The sequence below is a fragment of the Pandoraea thiooxydans genome (assembly GCF_001931675.1).
In the GTDB taxonomy this organism is placed as follows: domain Bacteria; phylum Pseudomonadota; class Gammaproteobacteria; order Burkholderiales; family Burkholderiaceae; genus Pandoraea; species Pandoraea thiooxydans.
In genome coordinates this window covers 2,177,795-2,196,157 of record NZ_CP014839.1, presented here as the reverse complement: position 1 = coordinate 2,196,157, position 18,363 = coordinate 2,177,795, and the positions used below count along the sequence as shown (strand labels likewise).

Sequence of the window (18,363 nt, the reverse complement as noted above, 5' to 3'; positions counted from 1 at the left end):
TTGCGCCAGCGCCGACATTCGCCCAAACGCCTGATGTGCTGGCGCAAGCCTATACACATGAAGTCAGGCGCCGTCTCGCGGTGCCGCCCGCGGCCCGGGCCACGTATGGGAAGCTCCTGCAGCAGGCGCTGGACCGGGCGGGTTTGCATGATCTGGCGGGCGAATACGTGGCGTTGGTCGACCGCGCTCCCAAGGTACAGGCGATTTTCCTGTTTTACCGTGGCGGGCCGAACGCGGATTGGCAACTGATCGGGGCCTCACCGGTGTCCACCGGACTGCCCGGGACCTACGACCATTTCCTGACGCCGCTCGGGGTGTTTCGTCACACGCCGGACAATATGGATTTTCGCGCCGAAGGAACATTCAACGAAAACGGCATTCGAGGTTATGGCGTGCGCGGCATGCGTGTTTTCGATTTCGGCTGGGTCGATGGCGAACGCGGCTGGGGGCAGGGCGGCACCAGCGCCATGCGATTGCAGATGCACGCGACCGATCCGGACCGGCTGGCTCAACGTCTCGGTCATCAGGCTTCCAAGGGCTGTATCCGCATTCCCGCGAGTCTGAACCGGTTCCTCGATCACTATGGCATTCTCGATGCCGACTACGACGCGCTGCTGGCCGCCGGAGACAAGCTGTGGGTGCTCGATCAGGACCATGTATCGAGCCATTACGCCGGCAGATATCTGGTCATTATCGACTCCCAGCGCGATAGCCTGATCGCGGAGTGATCGGTAAAAAAACCAATGTTTCAATAATACTTGAAATGTTGAATTAATGGCGCTATGCTCTCGCCATGGATCAAAATCTCGTCGTTCGCGCCCTGAGCGCGCTGGCCCACGAATCGCGCCTGGCGATCTTTCGTGCTCTCGTCGTGGCGGGGCCCAATGGGCTGGCGGCTGGCGAAATTTCGCAACGATTGGGCTTGACGCCTTCAAGTCTGTCGTTTCATCTGAAAGATCTGTCGCATGCCGAACTGGTGAGGGCCCGGCAGGACGGCCGCTTCATTTTTTACTCGGCCAATTTCGATGCGATGAACGGTCTGGTCGGTTTTCTCACCGAGAACTGCTGTGCAGGCGCGGCATGCGCGGCCAGCGATTCTCCTCTTTGCTGTGGAGATCAAGCATGAAGCGCATGCATATTCACGTATCCGTCCAAAACCTGGACGAGAGCATCCGGTTTTATCGCGCCATGTTCGGCAACGCCGAACCGACGGTGCGCAAGGTCGACTACTGCAAGTGGGAGCTGGACGACCCGGCGGTCAATTTCGCGATTTCCCAGCGGGGCGCGAAGCCGGGTGTCGACCATGTCGGCATCCAGGTTCAGACCGAAGCGGAGCTGGCCGAGATGAACGCGCGCTTTGCCGCGGCGGACCTGCCGGTCGAGGCTCAAAGCGGCACCACATGCTGCTATGCGAAGTCCGACAAGGCATGGACCATCGATCCGCAAGGCGTTGCCTGGGAGACCTTCCTGACACTGGAGAGCGCGCCGACCTTCGGGCAGGCGAGAGATGCCGGCGAGCCGGCGTCGGCGGCGTGTTGCACGCCGAGCGCCGCAACCATTGCCTTCCGGAGCCGCACGTGAGCGACAAGCCCTATTCGATTCTGATTCTTTGCACCGGCAACAGCGCGCGCAGCGTGATGGCCGAGGCATTGTTCAATGTGCTTGGCCAAGGGCGTTTCCGGGCTTACAGCGCCGGCAGCCACCCGAGCGGCAAAGTCAATCCCTATGCCATCGAACTGTGCGAGACGCTGGGGTATGACACATCTCAGTTGCGCAGCAAAAGCTGGGATGAGTTTGGCGCGCCGGATGCGCCCCATATGGATTTCGTCATTACCGTGTGTGATCAGGCCGCCGGCGAGGTTTGCCCGATCTGGCCGGGGCATCCGCTCACCGCGCACTGGGGCTTCGAGGATCCCGCCGCCTTCCGTGGCAGTGAGGAGCAAACGCGCAAGGTATTCCGCAAGGTGTACCGGCAAATCCTCAACCGGGTAAGCCAGTTCGTCAATCTGCCGCTGCACCTGCTCGATCGCAGCGCGATCCAGCATGAAATGCGCGAGATCGGCGCGCAGCCGGTCGAGGCCTCTCATGAGTAAGCCGGATCAGCTGCAGCTCGATACGCGCCCGGCGATCAGCTTCTTCGAACGATACCTGACGGTGTGGGTCGCGCTGTGCATCGTGGCCGGCATCGCGCTCGGGCAAATGGCACCCGGGGTTTTCCAGGCCATCGGGCGCATGCAATTCGCACAGGTCAATCTGCCGGTGGGCGTGCTGATCTGGGTGATGATCATCCCGATGCTCATCAAGATCGATTTCACCGCGATGACGCAGGTCGGCCGGCAATGGCGCGGCATTGGCGTCACGCTGTTCGTCAACTGGCTGGTCAAGCCGTTTTCGATGGCGCTGCTCGGCTGGATTTTCGTGCGCCACGTTTTCGCTGCCTGGCTGCCGGCCGGCCAGCTCGACAGTTATATTGCCGGGCTCATTCTGCTGGCGGCCGCGCCGTGCACGGCGATGGTGTTCGTCTGGTCGCAACTGTGCAAGGGCGATCCTTACTTCACGCTGTCGCAGGTCGCCCTCAACGATTCGATCATGATCGTCGCCTTCGCACCGCTGGTGGCGCTGTTGCTTGGCCTGTCAGCCATTACCGTGCCGTGGGACACGCTCATCACCTCGGTGGGCCTGTATATCGTCGTGCCGGTGGCCCTCGCCCAGCTCATGCGCCGCATGCTGCTCGCCAAGGGCGAAGCGCATTTCCAGTATGTCGTGCAGCACCTCGGCCCATACTCGATCGCTGCGCTGCTCGCCATGCTGGTCCTGCTGTTCGCGTTCCAGGGGCAAGCCATCCTCGAAGCGCCGCTGGTGATCGCCATGCTGGCCGTGCCGATTCTGATTCAGGTTTTTTTCAATGCCGGCCTGGCCTATTGGCTCAACCGCAAGCTCGGCGTGGCTCATTGCGTAGCTGGCCCGTCGAGCCTGATCGGCGCGAGCAACTTTTTTGAGTTGGCGGTGGCCACCGCCATCAGCCTGTTCGGATTTCATTCCGGCGCGGCGCTGGCCACCGTGGTCGGCGTGCTGATCGAGGTGCCTGTGATGCTGCTGGTGGTGGGCGTGGTCAAGCGCTCGCAACACTGGTACCAACTCAAGCACGGTTGAAGCGCATGAGCGTATGACCGGCCCGATTTTCATGTGTGGCGCGGCAAGCGAAAGCGGCCGGCGTCACAGCAGCCGCAGGCCGCCGTCGCATTCAATGACGGCACCGGTCATGAAGGTGTTCTCGATCAGGAACTGAACCGCGTGGGCGACATCGTCGGCCTGGCCGACGCGGCCGGCAGGCAGCGTCTGGGCTTGCTGGCGGAACAGGTTCTCCTTGACTTCGGTCGGAAAGCGGTCCCACCACGCGGTGTCGATCACGCCCGGCGAAACGGCATTGACCCGGCTTGGCGCGAGCTCGCGCGCGAGCGTGCCGATCATGGCTTCGAGCGCGCCGTTAATGGCGCCGAGTCCGGCCGTGCCGGGATTCGCGATGCGCGCCGAGATGGCGGTCAGGAATGTGATGCTGCCGCCGCGTCGCAGGATCGGCAAGCTGGCCTGGGCCGCTTCGACCTGAGGCCAGAATTTCGCTTCGAAACCACGTCGCAGGGCGGCCAGATCGAGTTCGGCAAACGTGCCGGCACCTTCGCCGCCACTGAGCGTCAGCACCAGATGATCGATGCCGCCCAACTGAGTGAAGCACCGTTCGAGCGCTGCGCGATCGCTGGCATCGAGGGCCACGCCGCTCACACGCTCGCCCAGGCCGGCGAGCGCGCTGTCCAGTTTCCGCCGATCGCGACCCACCGCGACGACACGCGCGCCGGCGCCCGCCATTCGCTTGACCGTCGCGAGCCCCATGCCCGACGAACCTCCGATGACCACGACCGTTTGCTTGCTCATATCCATGATTGCTCTCCTGGCGATTCGATGACGAGGTGCGGGAGTGCGTCCCGCGCTGCACTGCATGTATGACAGGATGCGTGCTAAGCTCATATCATTCAAATTGTTTGATTCGATAATGGATATCATTGAAAATGATTTGAGACGCCTCGATCTCAATCTGTTGCTGACTTTCCGGGCTCTGCTGGAGGAGCGCAGCGTGACGCGCGCCGCGCAACGCCTGTTCCTCGGGCAACCGGCGGTGAGCGGCGCGTTGAAGCGGTTGCGCGCCGCCTTCGGCGACGAACTGTTCGTCCGCACGCCACATGGCATCGAGCCGACGCCGCGGGCGTTCGAACTGGCGCGCCAAATAGAGCCGCTGCTGGTGTCGCTGCACCGCACGCTGACGCAGCCGCCGGTATTCGACCCGTCGAGCGCACAGCGCGTATTCCGGGTGGGCTTGACCGACGCATTGGAAGTTGCTCTGATGCCTGAAATCATGAGCCGAGTGGCGCGCTCGGCGCCCGGCGTCAAATTGATCATGCGCACGGCAGAAGCATCGAGTGCGCCTGGAATGCTCGATGAGGGCGTGATCGAACTGGCCGTCGGTGTGTTCCGGGAGTGCGCTGCATGGCATCGACGCGAGCCGTTGTTTCGCTGGCGTTTCGTGTGCGTCTACAACCCGCGGCTGGTCGCGGTGCGCGGCAAGGCTCTGTCGATGGACGAGTTCCTGCAGCACCGCCATTTGCTGACCTCGTTCAATGCCGGCCTGCACGGCTATATCGACGAACAACTGGAGGTGCGGAATCAGCGCCGGCAAGTCGTTTTCTCCAGCCCCAACTTCGCCACCAGTCCGTTCATCGTGCAGCGCACGCCTGCCATCACGACGGTGCCGGACTTCATCGCGGGCGCCTGGCGCGATACGCTGGGACTGGCGGTGAGCCCCCTGCCGCTGAAAGTGCCGAGCTATGAAGTCTCGCTGCTGTGGACCGCATCCAACGCGCAGGATCCGGGCATTGCGTGGCTTGCCTCGGAGTTCGCCGCAGCTTTCGGTACCGCGGGGCGGCATTGACGACCCGGACTGCCCCCATGTGCTTATGCGAAAATATTCGCTTGATGGGCGGAGTGGCCTGATTTTGGATTTCCCGGAATGGCAATATTCGACGCAATTATCGAAGAGCGGATCGCCGCGGCTTATCGGCGCGGCGAGTTTGACGACTTGCCCGGCGCCGGGCGCCCGCAGGCGCTGGACGACGACCTGCTGGTTCCGGAAGAACGTCGCGCCGCGTACCGTGTCCTAAAAAACGCCGGCTTCGTGCCGCCTGAAATTCTGCAGTTACGCGAACTGCGCGAGATCGAAACGCAATTGACACAAACTCTCGACAAACCGTCGCTGATGCGCCTGCAAGCGCGTTGGCAAGCACTCAACGCCGCGCTCGAGGCCACCCTTGGCCGGCAACTGCAGGTGCCCGGCGCCTATCGTCTGGCCGTCGCCGAGCGATTGGCCGGCGTGCCGGGCGCTGTTTCTTCCTGTTCCGATGCCACTGCCCATGACTGAGATAGCCGCATCCGACCACGACGCGGCGTTCATGACTGCCGCGCTCGAGCAGGCACGCCTGGCAATGGCGCATGGCGAAGTGCCGGTGGGGGCGGTCGTCGTGTGTGAGGGGCGCATCGTTGCCACGGGATACAACTGTCCCATCGGCGGCCACGACCCGTCCGCGCACGCCGAGATGCAGGCATTGCGGGCCGCGGCGCAGACGTTGGGCAATTACCGGCTGCCGTCGTGCGAGCTTTACGTGACCCTGGAGCCCTGTGTGATGTGCGCTGGAGCGATCATGCACGCGCGCATTGCGCGGGTTGTCTTTGGCGCGCGAGACCCCAAAACCGGCGCGTGCGGCAGCGTGGTCGACCTGTTTGCCGAGACCCGCCTGAATCATCACGCGGCGGTGCTCGGCGGCGTACAGGAAGCGGCCTGTGCCCAGCTGCTGCAAAGTTTCTTCGCGCAACGGCGCGCAATGGCACGGCAACGGCGGCAAGCGGCCGCCGAGAACGCTACCGACGATGCCGCATCCGCTATCACCTTACCTCATGGAGCCGCCTGACGTGCCGAAGTCCCGAGTCGTTGAATTGATTGCGCCGTCGGGGTATCCCCCCGATGAGGCGGTGGTGAGCCGCGGCATTGGCCGGCTCGAGCAGGCCGGTTGTGTGGTCAGGAATATCGAAGCGACGCAGCGTCGCTACCAGCGCTTTGCAGGTACGCCCGCGCAGCGCGCGGCCGAGATCAATCGGCTGGCGCAGGCAGGGCATATGCTGCCTGATGTCGCGTTGGCCGTGCGCGGCGGGTATGGCGCCGTGCATGTTTTGCCGGCGCTCGACTACGATGCGCTGCGCCGGCGTCTGGCGGGGGCACCCATGGTTCTGGTGGGGCATAGCGATTTCACCGCGCTGCAGATGGCGCTGTGGCAGCGCGCCGGCCTGACGACCTTCGGCGGACCGATGCTGGCGTACGATTTCGGCGCGCCCACGCCCAGCGAATTCACCATGGCGCATTTCTGGCGCACCATCACGTCGCCGACCGTGACCGTGTCATGGACTGTCTGGCCCGATGACACCAGCAGGAAGAACATCGACGCGGAGGGGCGCCTGTGGGGCGGCAATCTGGCAATGCTGTGCAGCCTGCTTGGCACGCCTTACTTTCCCGATATTGCCGGCGGCATCCTGTTCGTCGAAGACATCAACGAGCATCCGTTCCGGATCGAGCGCATGCTGTACCAACTGCATTTGTCAGGTGTGCTGGCGCGCCAGCGGGCGCTTGTGCTGGGCGATTTTTCGGGCCATCGCCTGACCGATTATGACAATGGCTATAACTTCAGCGCGATGCTCGCGCATCTGCGTCCGATCGTTGGCATCCCGATCGTGACCGGTTTGCCGTTCGGCCATTGCGAGAACAAGCTGACGTTGCCATTCGGCGGTCTGGCCCGGCTGCGGGCACAGGGCGACCAGGCGAGCCTGGTGTTGAGCCAATATCCCTATTTGCCCTCGTAATGCGCCCCGGCGCCCGGGCCCGCGCCCGCGCGCCGGGAGCGGCGTCTTTTATCCGGCAAACACTTAGAGAATTGTTAAAACCTTTTGAATTTTGAAATTCGGGACGATCTGACCCGATATTTACGACGTCTGACCATCAAGTTCGAGCGAATCGCTGCCGATAAGGAAGTAAGTGGGATGCCCGGTTGAGCGCACACCGGGCGGTTGCCGGATCCCACGTTTTCCTGGAGACAAAAGCAGTGACCGCCATTCACAAAAATCTCACGATCCGCACCAGTCTTACACTCGTCATCAGCTTGTTCGTCGTACTGCTGGTCGTCGCGAGCGTGCTGGGCATGACGTCCCTGAAGTCCAGCAATGATTCCCTCAGATCGATTTATGCGGTAGACACGCCGACGCTGACCGAACTCAGGAACAGCGCCGAAGAGCTGCAGCGCATGCGGCAAGCATTGGCGACGATGTCGTCTTATCTGTCGGCCGGCAATACCGCCGAACTGACCGTTGTCATGAAGCGTTATGACGGTTACCGCACGGTCTCCGACAAGCTGTGGCAGCAATACATGAATCGCCCCAAACTGAACGCGCAGGAAGAGGCGCTCGCCAAACAGGCCGACGTCACTCGAACGCATTTCGTCAATGACATCCTGGCACCCACGGCAAGTGCGCTCAAGTCGGGTGATCTGTCGACCTTCAATGGCTTGCAGGCGTCGTCGGCGCCGCCCGTGTGGGCCAAATTCACCAAAACGCTGAACGCGCTTCAAGCGATTCATGTGGCCCACCAGAAAGACTTGTATGAATCGGCCCAGCATACCTTCATGATGATGCGCGCGATTCTCGGCGGCGCGGTCGCCCTGGCGCTGCTGGTGGGGATATTTGCCCGCCAGGCGCTGATCGGCGCAATCGTCAAGCCAGTGAATCAGGCGGTCTCCTACTTCGAAAAAATCGCCAGCGGCGACCTGAGCACCGCCATCGCCGTGTCGGGCAAGAACGAAATGAGCAACCTGCTGGCCGGGCTCAAGCGCATGCAGGAGGCGCTTGTCAAAACAGTGCGGGTGGTGCGCGACAGCAGCGAGGCGATCAGCAGCGGCGCGGGCGAAATCGCCAATGGCAATGCCGACCTGTCTTCGCGTACCGAGGAGCAGGCCTCGTCGCTGGAGGAAACGGCCGCCAGCATGGAGCAGCTGACTTCGGCGGTCAAACAGAATGCGGATAATGCCAAGCAGGCCAGCCAGCTGGCCGTCACGGCGTCCGAAACCGCCGCGCGCGGCGGTGCGGTGGTGAGTCAGGTGGTGGATACCATGCACGGCATTACCGAGAGCTCGAACAAGGTCACCGACATTCTGTCGGTGATCGACGGCATCGCATTCCAGACCAATATCCTGGCGCTCAACGCCGCGGTCGAGGCGGCGCGGGCGGGCGAGCAGGGGCGGGGTTTTGCGGTGGTCGCCGGCGAAGTGCGCACGCTGGCGCAACGCAGTGCCGCGGCGGCCAAGGAAATCAAGGGCTTGATCGACGACTCGGCGCAGCGCGTGCAGGCCGGCTCGGCGCTGGTCGCGCGGGCAGGGCAGACGATGGACGAGATCGTCAAGTCGATCACCAAGGTGACCGACATCATGGGCGAGATTTCCGCCGCGTCGACCGAGCAAAGCACCGGCATTGAAGAAGTCAATCGCGCGGTCACGCAGATGGATGAGATGACGCAGCAAAATGCCGCGCTGGTCGAAGAGGCTGCCGCGGCAGCCGGCTCGCTCGAAGAGCAGGCCCGGCATCTGCGCAATGCGGTCGCGGTGTTTCGCCTGAGCGGCGCGGATGCGTCGGCGCCGGCCGCAGCCGCCGCAACCCCGATGCTCGAGGACATGTCCACCGAACCCGCGCTGGCCCGAGCCGCCTGAGGCAGCCCCCCCGCCTCACGCCACACCCGTTGGTACTCCCTGGCCGCCTGGGCCAGGGGTGCGCACGACAACGCTGCAGCATTTCCCTCCCTTTCTGCATCCCCTTCCTGCTGGCACGGTAACGCGATCGTCCCTCGCGATGGTCGCGTGGCGGCGCCTGCCTTCTGCATTGCCGGCGCGATAGCGTCGTGGGCCAGTGCGCCCGACAACCGCCGCGACATGCGTGAATGCCGGCGCGCGCGTCAAAAATTGTCAACAATCTAATTCGGTGACATCGGTGTTTACCTGTAATTTTTCAATTATTACGTGAAAATTTACTTGAATTATTTAATATAAATAATTGATTAAAATATATAAATACAAAAAGTATTTGTCGACAAAAGAAAAAAGAATTGTTGACAATTATTTTTTGATGACTAGTATAAACAAAAGCACATATTTCTTCGCTCAGCTGATGCCCAAGCCCTCCAATACCGCCAAGGAAGCACACCGCGCCGAGTGGATTGCCCAGCGGATTCGCGATGCAATCCTGGAGCACCGGCTACCGCCGGCCACCAAGCTGACCGAGGCGGCCTTATGCGATGTTTTCGATGTCAAGCGAGGCGCGATCCGTCAGGCGTTGGCAATGCTTCAGCAGGAAAAGATCGTCACGATCGAGCCGAATCGAGGCGCTTTCGTCGCCAGCCCGTCGTTGCGCGAGGTCCATGAGATTTTCGAGATGCGCCGGATCGTCGAGGGCGCCGCGGTCGAGCGGATTTGCCATGCCAGCCACAAAAGCGGCTTGCGGGAGGTGGCCGGGATGATCGTGCGCGAGCGCGACGCCTACCTCACGCGCGACTTCCCGGTCTGGATCCGGCTCTCGGGCGAGTTTCACGTGCGGCTGGCCGAGATGACCGGCAATACCGTGCTGCTGGACTGCCTGACGGGGCTGGTGACTCGCTCGACACTGATTTCGGCGTTGTATGAATCGCTGGGCCGCAGTCCCTGCTCGTTCGACGAGCACGAGGAAATCCTGCAGGCGGTCGAACTCGGCGATGCGGCGCGTGCCGTTGCGCTGCTGAAGCGGCATCTCGACAGTTGCGAATTGAAAATGCTGGATCGACCGGCCGAACAGGCCGTCGATTTGGCCGACGTGCTCTCTGTCGGGCTTTAGCCGTCAGAGGCAGCGTTATAAAAAATACCCGCACGGCCCGATGGGCCGCGATGCGGCGAACACCCAAGGAGGGGCATTATGGAGACGACAATGAAGCAAGAGCAATTCGGCAGTCCGCCTGTCGTGGCGGAGATGGCCGTCGCAGGGGCGCAGGCGGGCGCCACGCATGGCAGCGACTATGTCCTGCCGCCCGGTTACAGCGAGCGCCTGACCAATGCGGACCTGGCGCCGCTGCAGGATCAGCACTGGGGCGCCTATAACATTTTCGCGTTCTGGATGTCGGACGTGCACAGCGTGGGCGGCTATGTGTTTGCCGGCAGCCTGTTCGCGCTGGGCCTGTCTAGCTGGCAGGTGCTGGTGGCGCTGCTGCTGGGCATCGGCATCGTCAACTTCTTCTGCAATCTGGTGGCCAAGCCGAGCCAGGCCACCGGCACGCCGTATCCCGTCATGTGCCGGATCTCTTTCGGCGTGCTGGGGGCGAATTTGCCGGCCATCATTCGCGGTCTGATCGCCGTGGCGTGGTACGGCATCCAGACATACCTGGCTTCGGCCGCTTTTGTGGTGGTGCTGCTCAAGTTCGCCCCCACGCTGGCACCCTATGCCGACGTTCACCGGTTCGGCTTCGTCGGCCTGTCGTATCTCGGTTGGGCGGGCTTCGGGGTGCTGTGGGTGCTGCAGGCGCTGGTGTTCTGGAACGGCATGGAGACGATCAAGAAGTTCATCGACTTCGCCGGCCCGGCCGTGTATGCGGTGATGTTCCTGCTGGCCGGCTGGATGGTCTATAAGGCGGGCTGGAAGAACATCGGCCTGAATCTGGGCGAGGTGAAGTACTCGGGCTGGCACGCGGTGCCGGTAATGATCACGGCGATTTCGCTGGTGGTGTCGTATTTTTCCGGGCCGATGCTCAATTTCGGCGACTTTTCCCGCTATGGCAAAAGTTTTCGCTCGGTCAAGGTCGGCAATTTCTGGGGCTTGCCGGTCAATTTCCTGGCGTTTTCGCTGGTCACGGTGATCACCACTTCGGCGACCTTGCCGGTGTTCGGCCAACTGATTACCGATCCGGTGCAGACCGTGAGTCGCATCGATAGCCCGACGGCCGTCATCCTGGGGGCGCTGACCTTCATGATCGCCACGATCGGCATCAACATCGTCGCCAACTTCGTTTCGCCGGCATTCGATTTCTCCAACGTTGCGCCGCGCCATATCAGCTGGCGCGCCGGCGGCATGATCGCGGCGGTCGGCTCGGTGTTCATCACGCCGTGGAATCTGTTCAACAACCCGGCGGTGATTCACTACACGCTCGACATGCTCGGCAGCTTCATCGGCCCGCTGTACGGCATCCTGATCGTCGACTACTACCTGGTCAAGCGCCAGCAGGTCGTCGTCGACGATATGTATTCGATGGAGCCCGGCAAGCGCTACTGGTACAGCAACGGCGTCAATCGCGCGGCCGTCGCGGCGACCGTGCTGGCCGCTGTCACGTCGGCCACCTGCGTGCTGGTGCCGGTGCTCGAGCCGCTGGCGAATTTCTCCTGGTTCATCGGCCTGTTCTGCGGCGGCCTGTTCTATCACCTGTTCTGCGCCAAGGCGCGGCGCGCACAACCTGCGGTGTGAGCATCATCATGCGTATCAAACTGATCAATCCCAATACGACCGTCAGCATGACCGAGGCGATGGGCCGCTGCGCGCGCCGGGTCGTTGCCCCCGGCACCGAGCTCGACGCGGTCAGCCCCGCCACCGGCCCGGCATCGATCGAGGGCTACTACGACGAGGCCATGGCGCTGCCTGGCCTGCTGGCAGAAATCAAGCGCGGCGAGCAGGCCGGTTACGACGGCTACGTGATCGCCTGCTTTGGCGACCCGGGACTGTATGCCGCTCGCGAGCTGGCCCGCGGGCCGGTGGTGGGAATCGCGGAGGCGGCCATGCATGCCGCCAGCATGCTCGGCACCGGTTTTTCCGTGGTAACGACGCTGGCGCGCACCTGCGGCATGGCCTGGCACCTGGCGGAAAACTACGGCATGAAGCGCTTTTGCCGCAATGTGCGGGCGGTCGATCTCCCGGTGCTGGAACTGGAAAACCCGCAATCCGATGCGCGCCGCCTGATTACCGACGAATGCCGGCGCGCGCTCGCCGAAGATGGCTCGGAGGTCATCGTGCTCGGCTGCGCCGGCATGGCCGAGTTGTGCGAGAGCATCGGCCGCGAGATCGGCGCGCCGGTGGTGGAGGGGGTGGTGGCCGCCGTCAAGCAGGTCGAAGCGCTGGTGGCCATGGGATTGCGTACCAGCAAGCGGGGCGATTTCGCCTATCCGCTGCCCAAGTCTTATGCGGGCCACGCCAACCAGCTGAACGCGGCCTGAGCGTCGCCGGTTTGCTGAACCGGCCAACATTTCAAAACAAGAGAACACCGATGAACAAGAAACTGCCTTTCGCGGCGGCGCTCTGCGCTTGCGCCTTCGCCACCGCGCACGCCCAAAGCAGCGTAACTTTGTATGGCTTTATCGATAGCGGGATCGTGTCGGCCTCGAACGTCTATGACAAGGCGACCGGCACCAGCGGCACGATGCTGGCCCTGGGCGATGGCATCTCGTGGGGTACGTCGCGCTTTGGCCTTAAGGGGCGCGAGGATCTGGGCGGCGGCTTGAGCGCCATCTACACGCTGGAATCCGGTTTCGACGTCCCCAACGGGCGATTTGCCGGCACCGGCATTTTCAATCGAGGCGCATTCGTGGGGCTGCAAAGCGAACGGCTTGGCACCCTCACGATCGGGCGGCAATGGAATCTGAGCGACGGCACGATGGTCGGGCCGTTTTTCCGAGGAGGGTATAACCTGTCGGTATTTCGCCTGACGGGTTTCGACGAGGTCAGCGATCTGGTCGACAACGCGGTGAAATACCAGTCGCCCGATTGGGATGGCCTGCGCGCCTCCGGTTTGTATGGGTTTGGCAATGTACCGGGCAGCGTTGCGTCGAACAGTGTTTATGAGGCTGCGCTGAGCTACGCGAGCGGCCCGCTGAACCTGGGGGCGGTCTACCATCATCGGCACGATGCGCTGGCACCGTTTTCGTCGGAGTTGTGGGAGCTCGGCGCTAACTATTCGTTCGGGCGGGTCCGGGTGCGGCTGGGCTTTGGCAATAGCGGCTATCCGGACGCCAATGGCGCGGCGTTGCACGCCGCCGTGTATGACCTGGGCATGGACTATTACGCCACCGGCGCGTTGACGCTGTCGGCCGATGCCATTTACCGCAAGCAGTTCGGCACCGACGACAGTGCCGTGGCAGGGCGCTTTACCGCCGACTACAGCCTGTCGAAGCAGACCGGCGTTTTTGCCAATCTGGGTTTGCTGAAAAATCGCCACAATTCGGCGGAGTCCTTTTACGGCGACGGCCTGGCCGGCCAAAGCCAGGTCGTCGCGAATGTTGGCATACGCCATGCGTTTTAAGGCGGCGGGTCGGTCTCGCCGGACCGACCCACTATATGCTGGCGCAAAGGCTCAATATCCGTCCTGCGCTATGTCTTGCGAATGCGCTTTTCGCTAAACTGCCTCGAACAATTTGCGTCTACCAGGACCCCCGACTGTTATGGCCTACGATAAAAACTACCCGCGCGACCTGATCGGCTATGGCCGCAACGTTCCGCACGCCGACTGGCCGGGCCGAGCCCGCGTCGCGGTGCAGTTCGTGCTCAACTACGAAGAGGGCAGCGAGAATTGCGTGCTGCATGGCGACCGCGCGTCCGAGCAGTTTCTCTCGGAAATCATCGGTGCCCAGGCGTACGAGGCGCGCCATATGAGCATGGAGTCGATTTACGAGTACGGCTCGCGGGCGGGGGTGTGGCGGATTTTGCGCGAGTTCGAGCGGCGTGGTCTGCCGCTGACGATTTTCGGCGTATCGATGGCGTTGCAGCGCAATCCGGAGGCCACCCAGGCATTCGTCGAACTCGGCCACGAAATCGCTTGCCATGGCTTGCGCTGGATTCACTATCAGAACATCGACGAGGCGACCGAGCGCGAGCATATGCGCGCGGCGGTCGAGATCATCAGGCAAATGACCGGTCAGGCGCCGCTGGGCTGGTACACCGGGCGCGACAGCCCGAATACCCGCCGGCTGGTGGTCGAGCACGGCGGCTTTGCCTACGACGCCGACAACTACGGCGACGATCTGCCGTTCTGGACCGAGGTGGAAGTCGGCGGCGGCGAGCGCAAACCCCATCTGGTGGTGCCCTATACGCTCGACAGCAACGACATGCGGTTTGCCGCGCCGCAGGGCTTCAATACGGCCGATCACTTTTTCACTTATTTGCGCGACGCGTTCGACGTGCTGTATGCCGAAGGCGAGGAGACCCCGAAAATGCTGTCGATCGGCATGCACTGCCGTCTGCTGGGCCGCCCCGGACGGTTTCGCGCGCTGCAGCGTTTTCTCGATCATATCGAGCAGCATGATCGCGTCTGGGTGTGCCGCCGGATCGACATTGCCCGTCACTGGCAAGCCCGTCACCCGTATCAGGCGCAGACGCAGGGGGGGCGTGCATGAACGCACCGATCGTGATGACTACGCTGGAACAACTCGGCGTCCTGCCAAAGGACGATTTCGTGGCCGCCCTGGGCGGCATTTTCGAACACTCCCCCTGGGTGGCCGAAGCGGCATGGCACCAGCGGCCGTTCGCCAGCGTCGCGCAATTGCACGAAATCATGTGCCAGGCGGTGCGCGATGGCGGACAGGCGGCGCAACTGCAACTGATTCGCGCGCACCCGGAGCTGGCCGGCAAGCTGGCCGTGCGTGGCGAACTGACGGCCGAGTCCACGCGCGAGCAGAGCGGTGCGGGGCTCAATCAGTGCACGCCGGAAGAGTTTGCGCAGCTGCAGCAATTGAACCAGGCCTATGGCGAGAAATTCGGCTTTCCGTTCATTCTGGCCGTGCGCGGCCATACCCGGCACAGCATCATCGAGAACTTTACGCAGCGGCTCGCACACAGCCGCGAGCAGGAGATCGAGGAGTGCCTGCAGCAGATTTTCCGTATCGCCTTGCTGCGCCTGCAGGATCTCGTGCGCGCATAATATCCATCAACCAAGCGATGGTGCGGCGGCCGTAGCCGGCACCGCACCCGCATCATCGATACCAAGGACTCACTCATGGCAGTTGTCACCCTCGACCCGAACGCACCGGAGTATGTGCGCCGCTACGTGAACCTGGCCGATCCGCGGCTGGGCGCGCAAGCCCTGTATGCCACCGACGAATTCTTCGCGGCCAAGGAGCGCATGCTCAACCCCGAGCCGGCGGTGTTCATTGTCGGCAAATACGACGAGAACGGTAAATGGATGGACGGCTGGGAGACGCGCCGCAAGCGCACCACCGGCTACGACTGGTGCATCGTCAAGCTCGCGCGCGCGGGCGTGCTGCACGGGGTGGACCTGGACACCAGCCACTTCACCGGCAACTTTCCGCCGGCGGCCTCGCTCGACGCCTGCTACTGCCCGTCGGGCGCGCCCGACGAGCGCACCGAGTGGCACGAGATCCTGCCCTCGGTGAGCCTGCAGGGCAACAGCCACCACTATCACGCGCTGGCCGGCGAGCGGGCCTACACCCATGTGCGGGTCAACCTGTACCCGGACGGCGGGCTCGCGCGGCTGCGCCTGTACGGGCTGCCGCAGTGCGACTGGGCCGCGCGCGGGGCCGACGAGCTGATCGACCTGATCGCCATGGAGAATGGCGGCACCGTGGTGGGGGTCAACAACCAGCACTTCGGGCTGGCCTCGAACCTGCTGATGCCGGGCCGGGGCGTGAACATGGGCGACGGCTGGGAGACGCGGCGGCGCCGCGAGCCGGGCAACGACTGGTGCATCATCGCGCTGGCGCACCCGGGCGAGATCGAGAAGATCGAAGTGGACACGGCGCACTTCAAGGGCAACTACCCGGACCGCTGCTCGGTGCAGGCCGCGTACGTCACCGGCGGCACGGCCGAGTCGCTGGTCACGCAGTCGATGTTCTGGCCGGTGCTGCTGCCTGAGCAGAAGCTGGCGATGGACAAGCAGCACGGCTTTGCCGAGCAGATTGCGCGGCTCGGGCCGATCACCCACATTCGCTTCAACATCGTGCCCGACGGCGGGGTCTCGCGGCTGCGGCTGTGGGGCCGGCTCGCGCGCGGCGCCAAGGCGTGAGGAGCCGGGCATGAACGAGTTGAGGATCGAGCGCCTGACGCGCGAAGCGTTCGCCCCGTTTGGCGACGTGATCGAGCTGGCCGGTGCGCGCCACTACCCGATCAATGGCGGCAACACCGAGCGCTATCACGATCTGGCCAGGGTGGAGGTGGGTCGCGGGCACGCGCTGCTGAACCTGTTCCGGGGCCAGCCGCGGCCCCTGCCGTTCGAGGTGAAGATGCTCGAGCGCCATCCGCTGGGCAGCCAGGCGTTCGTGCCGCTGGCCGACACGCCGTACCTGGTGGTGGTGGCGCCGGCCGGCGAGCTGGACGTGCGCGGCATGCGCGCGTTCGTCACGAGCGGCTGGCAGGGGGTGAACTACGCCGCCGGGGTGTGGCACCATCCGCTGCTGGCGCTGCGCCGGGTGAGCGACTTCATCGTGGTCGATCGCGGCGGCGAGGGCGCCAACTGCGACGAGCAGGATCTGCCGCAAACCTGGTGGCTCACCGAGGCCGCGCTCGAGCGCGCGCTGGCTGGCTAGCACGGCGTTTCGGCGGGCGGCGCATCTCCCGCATTCGGGAGCGCCGCCACCAGCCGCTCGGGCCAAATCAATCGAGCCCTCGGTTCCTGGCGGATAGAAAAGGCTGATCCAGATCGGATCTCAGCGCACCGGAGCCGCCGCCTTGCCCTTGGCCAGGCCAAAGCCGTAATAGAGCGCAATCAATAGCAGCAGCCACCCCGGACCGACGATCAGTGCGATGCGCGTGTCGGGGAAATAGCCCATCAAACCGATAACGAGCGCCAGAAATGCCAGAGTGAGCCACGACCCATACGGCCACCAGGGCATGCGGAATGCCAACTGACGGCGTTCTTCCGGCGACAGGTTGCGGCGGAATCTCATCTGCGTGAGCAGAATCATGATCCAGGTCCAGATGCCGCCGAACGTGGCGATCGACGTGACCCAGACAAAGACTTTGCCGGGCACCAGGTAATTGAGCAGCACGCCAAACAGCAAGATTCCCATGGACACCAGCAGCGCCAGGCGGGGCACGCCGTTGGACGCGGTGCGGCCAAATACCCCCGGTGCCTGGCGTTGCTGCGCGAGGTTATAAAGCATACGACCGGTGCTGAAGATGCCGCCGTTGCAGGAGGACAGCGCCGCTGTCAGCACGACGAAGTTGATGATGCCGGCAGCGGACTTGAGCCCCAGGCGCTCGAACGTGGCGACGAACGGACTGCCGCTCGCGCCGATCTGGTGCCACGGGTAAATCGACAGAATAACGAACAGGGCGCCCACATAGAAAATCAGAATGCGCCACAGTACCGAGTTGATGGCGCCGGGAATCGACTTCTCGGGTTTGGCCGCTTCGCCGGCGGCCAGGCCGATCAACTCGACGCCGATATAGGCGAACATCACCATTTGCAGCGAGGTCAACAGGCCTTGCGCACCGTTCGGGAAAAATCCGCCGTGACGCCACAGGTTGCCGATGCCGATCGGCACGCCGTCGTTGCCCAGGCCGAACACGATCATGCCCAGGCCGCCGATGATCATCACAATGATGGCGACGACCTTGATCAACGCGAACCAGAACTCGAATTCGCCGTATGCCTTGACGGCGACCAGATTGACCGCGCCCATCATGGATAGCGCCGCGAGTGCCCAGATCCAGCGGGGTACCTCGGGAAACCAGACGCCCATGTAGATTGCCACGGCGGTGATTTCGGCAATGCAGGTCACCATCCACAGAAACCAGTAGGTCCAGCCGGTGAGATAACCGGCCAGCGGGCCGAGCGCTTCCTGCGCGTACCGGCTGAACGAGCCGGCCACGGGATTGTGTACCGCCATTTCGCCCAGCGCGCGCATGATGACGAAAACGACGAATCCACCCAGAAGGTAGGCCAGCATGATTGCCGGGCCGGCCATTTGAATCGCTTCGCCTGATCCCAGGAACAGGCCGACGCCGATTGCCGTGCCGAGCGCCATGAGCCGAATGTGGCGTTCGCCGAGACTGCGTTTGAGTCCGGGTTGGCTGTGATGCATTGATTGTGTCTCCATGCTCGTGGGCGGGCGCTGTGGCCGGCCCGTTGTGCCGATCATCGCCCATGCCTGGCATGAACCTTGCTGCTTTGGGGCGCAGCGAGATTGGTGAAAATATCGGGTTCCGAATCAGCCATGGGCGCGCGATTTGCCATGTTAATTCGCCTCGGACAGGATTATTTTTGAGGGA

19 protein-coding genes and 1 pseudogene are annotated in these 18,363 nt (G+C 63.2%); 18 read left to right on the top strand and 2 right to left on the bottom strand.

Features of this window, described 5'->3' with window-relative positions; genetic code table 11:
• Positions 1-38: 38 nt before the first annotated feature.
• The 5 genes and pseudogenes from PATSB16_RS10080 to arsB all read left to right on the top strand — a co-directional run.
• Positions 39-707 (top strand): annotated as a pseudogene (locus tag PATSB16_RS10080) (L,D-transpeptidase); the annotation flags it as partial.
• 86 nt (positions 708-793) lie between these two features.
• Positions 794-1,126 carry an ArsR/SmtB family transcription factor gene (locus tag PATSB16_RS10075; protein ID WP_047214009.1) on the top strand — a complete coding sequence of 111 codons (333 nt, stop codon included), beginning with the start codon at positions 794-796 and terminating at the stop codon, positions 1,124-1,126.
• Positions 1,123-1,581, top strand: coding sequence for an ArsI/CadI family heavy metal resistance metalloenzyme (locus PATSB16_RS10070; RefSeq protein WP_047214008.1), 459 nt, complete (start codon positions 1,123-1,125; stop codon positions 1,579-1,581). Before PATSB16_RS10075 ends, PATSB16_RS10070 begins: the two co-directional genes overlap by 4 nt.
• Positions 1,578-2,093 carry an arsenate reductase ArsC gene (locus tag PATSB16_RS10065; RefSeq protein WP_047214007.1) on the top strand — a complete coding sequence of 172 codons (516 nt, stop codon included), beginning with the start codon at positions 1,578-1,580 and terminating at the stop codon, positions 2,091-2,093. The genes PATSB16_RS10070 and PATSB16_RS10065 overlap by 4 nt, the downstream gene beginning before the upstream one ends.
• Positions 2,086-3,153: an ACR3 family arsenite efflux transporter gene (arsB, locus tag PATSB16_RS10060; RefSeq protein ID WP_047214006.1), complete on the top strand. Its 1,068-nt coding sequence runs from the start codon at positions 2,086-2,088 to the stop codon at positions 3,151-3,153. The genes PATSB16_RS10065 and arsB overlap by 8 nt, the downstream gene beginning before the upstream one ends.
• Before the next feature lie 63 nt (positions 3,154-3,216).
• Here the strand turns inward: arsB and PATSB16_RS10055 are convergent, their stop codons facing one another.
• Complete coding sequence (locus PATSB16_RS10055) at positions 3,217-3,936, bottom strand: SDR family oxidoreductase (protein WP_047214005.1); 720 nt, start codon at positions 3,934-3,936, stop codon at positions 3,217-3,219.
• Positions 3,937-4,069: 133 nt separating this feature from the next.
• Between PATSB16_RS10055 and PATSB16_RS10050 the strand changes: the two genes are divergently transcribed.
• From PATSB16_RS10050 to PATSB16_RS09990, 13 genes are all read left to right on the top strand, one after another.
• Entirely contained in the window at positions 4,070-4,981 is a 912-nt protein-coding gene (locus PATSB16_RS10050) for a LysR family transcriptional regulator (protein ID WP_237170334.1), read from the top strand.
• Positions 4,982-5,059: 78 nt separating this feature from the next.
• Positions 5,060-5,467 (top strand): DnaJ family domain-containing protein, encoded by a 408-nt coding sequence (locus PATSB16_RS10045; RefSeq protein WP_047214004.1) that lies wholly within the window; start codon positions 5,060-5,062, stop codon positions 5,465-5,467.
• Positions 5,460-6,014 (top strand): tRNA adenosine(34) deaminase TadA, encoded by a 555-nt coding sequence (gene tadA, locus PATSB16_RS10040; protein WP_047214003.1) that lies wholly within the window; start codon positions 5,460-5,462, stop codon positions 6,012-6,014. The genes PATSB16_RS10045 and tadA overlap by 8 nt, the downstream gene beginning before the upstream one ends.
• A gap of 1 nt (position 6,015) precedes the next feature.
• A complete protein-coding gene (ldcA, locus tag PATSB16_RS10035; protein WP_237170333.1) occupies positions 6,016-6,957 on the top strand; it encodes a muramoyltetrapeptide carboxypeptidase in 942 nt (313 codons plus the stop codon).
• Between the two features lie 248 nt (positions 6,958-7,205).
• Positions 7,206-8,849 carry a methyl-accepting chemotaxis protein gene (locus PATSB16_RS21240; protein WP_047216459.1) on the top strand — a complete coding sequence of 548 codons (1,644 nt, stop codon included), beginning with the start codon at positions 7,206-7,208 and terminating at the stop codon, positions 8,847-8,849.
• A 454-nt stretch (positions 8,850-9,303) separates the two neighbouring features.
• Complete coding sequence (locus PATSB16_RS10025; protein WP_047216458.1) at positions 9,304-10,002, top strand: GntR family transcriptional regulator; 699 nt, start codon at positions 9,304-9,306, stop codon at positions 10,000-10,002.
• Between the two features lie 132 nt (positions 10,003-10,134).
• Complete coding sequence (locus PATSB16_RS10020) at positions 10,135-11,616, top strand: NCS1 family nucleobase:cation symporter-1 (protein WP_047216457.1); 1,482 nt, start codon at positions 10,135-10,137, stop codon at positions 11,614-11,616.
• Positions 11,617-11,624: 8 nt separating this feature from the next.
• Positions 11,625-12,359, top strand: coding sequence for an aspartate/glutamate racemase family protein (locus PATSB16_RS10015; RefSeq protein WP_047216456.1), 735 nt, complete (start codon positions 11,625-11,627; stop codon positions 12,357-12,359).
• Between the two features lie 50 nt (positions 12,360-12,409).
• On the top strand, positions 12,410-13,441 hold the full coding sequence (locus PATSB16_RS10010; RefSeq protein WP_052892647.1) for a porin: 1,032 nt from the start codon (positions 12,410-12,412) through the stop codon (positions 13,439-13,441).
• A 139-nt stretch (positions 13,442-13,580) separates the two neighbouring features.
• A complete protein-coding gene (gene puuE / locus PATSB16_RS10005) occupies positions 13,581-14,531 on the top strand; it encodes an allantoinase PuuE (RefSeq protein ID WP_047214001.1) in 951 nt (316 codons plus the stop codon).
• The gene (gene uraD, locus PATSB16_RS10000) at positions 14,528-15,055 is read left to right on the top strand and encodes a 2-oxo-4-hydroxy-4-carboxy-5-ureidoimidazoline decarboxylase (protein WP_156884698.1); all 528 of its coding nucleotides are present in this window, start codon (positions 14,528-14,530) and stop codon (positions 15,053-15,055) included. The genes puuE and uraD overlap by 4 nt, the downstream gene beginning before the upstream one ends.
• 75 nt (positions 15,056-15,130) lie before the next feature.
• Entirely contained in the window at positions 15,131-16,156 is a 1,026-nt protein-coding gene (gene alc, locus PATSB16_RS09995; RefSeq protein ID WP_047214000.1) for an allantoicase, read from the top strand.
• Between the two features lie 10 nt (positions 16,157-16,166).
• Complete coding sequence (locus PATSB16_RS09990) at positions 16,167-16,676, top strand: ureidoglycolate lyase (protein WP_047213999.1); 510 nt, start codon at positions 16,167-16,169, stop codon at positions 16,674-16,676.
• 120 nt (positions 16,677-16,796) lie between these two features.
• Here PATSB16_RS09990 and PATSB16_RS09985 read toward each other — a convergent pair whose 3' ends face one another.
• Positions 16,797-18,176: an amino acid permease gene (locus PATSB16_RS09985; protein ID WP_047213998.1), complete on the bottom strand. Its 1,380-nt coding sequence runs from the start codon at positions 18,174-18,176 to the stop codon at positions 16,797-16,799.
• Positions 18,177-18,363: the final 187 nt, after the last annotated feature.

Coding starts and splice junctions, on each gene's coding strand:
- PATSB16_RS10075 (WP_047214009.1), top strand. CDS start 794: ATGGATCAAAATCTCGTCGTTCGCGCCCTGAGCGCGCTGGCCCACGAA.
- PATSB16_RS10070 (WP_047214008.1), top strand. CDS start 1,123: ATGAAGCGCATGCATATTCACGTATCCGTCCAAAACCTGGACGAGAGC.
- arsB (WP_047214006.1), top strand. CDS start 2,086: ATGAGTAAGCCGGATCAGCTGCAGCTCGATACGCGCCCGGCGATCAGC.
- PATSB16_RS10055 (WP_047214005.1), bottom strand. CDS start 3,936: ATGGATATGAGCAAGCAAACGGTCGTGGTCATCGGAGGTTCGTCGGGC.
- PATSB16_RS10045 (WP_047214004.1), top strand. CDS start 5,060: ATGGCAATATTCGACGCAATTATCGAAGAGCGGATCGCCGCGGCTTAT.
- tadA (WP_047214003.1), top strand. CDS start 5,460: ATGACTGAGATAGCCGCATCCGACCACGACGCGGCGTTCATGACTGCC.
- PATSB16_RS10025 (WP_047216458.1), top strand. CDS start 9,304: ATGCCCAAGCCCTCCAATACCGCCAAGGAAGCACACCGCGCCGAGTGG.
- PATSB16_RS10020 (WP_047216457.1), top strand. CDS start 10,135: ATGGCCGTCGCAGGGGCGCAGGCGGGCGCCACGCATGGCAGCGACTAT.
- PATSB16_RS10015 (WP_047216456.1), top strand. CDS start 11,625: ATGCGTATCAAACTGATCAATCCCAATACGACCGTCAGCATGACCGAG.
- PATSB16_RS10010 (WP_052892647.1), top strand. CDS start 12,410: ATGAACAAGAAACTGCCTTTCGCGGCGGCGCTCTGCGCTTGCGCCTTC.
- puuE (WP_047214001.1), top strand. CDS start 13,581: ATGGCCTACGATAAAAACTACCCGCGCGACCTGATCGGCTATGGCCGC.
- uraD (WP_156884698.1), top strand. CDS start 14,528: ATGAACGCACCGATCGTGATGACTACGCTGGAACAACTCGGCGTCCTG.
- alc (WP_047214000.1), top strand. CDS start 15,131: ATGGCAGTTGTCACCCTCGACCCGAACGCACCGGAGTATGTGCGCCGC.
- PATSB16_RS09990 (WP_047213999.1), top strand. CDS start 16,167: ATGAACGAGTTGAGGATCGAGCGCCTGACGCGCGAAGCGTTCGCCCCG.
- PATSB16_RS09985 (WP_047213998.1), bottom strand. CDS start 18,176: ATGCATCACAGCCAACCCGGACTCAAACGCAGTCTCGGCGAACGCCAC.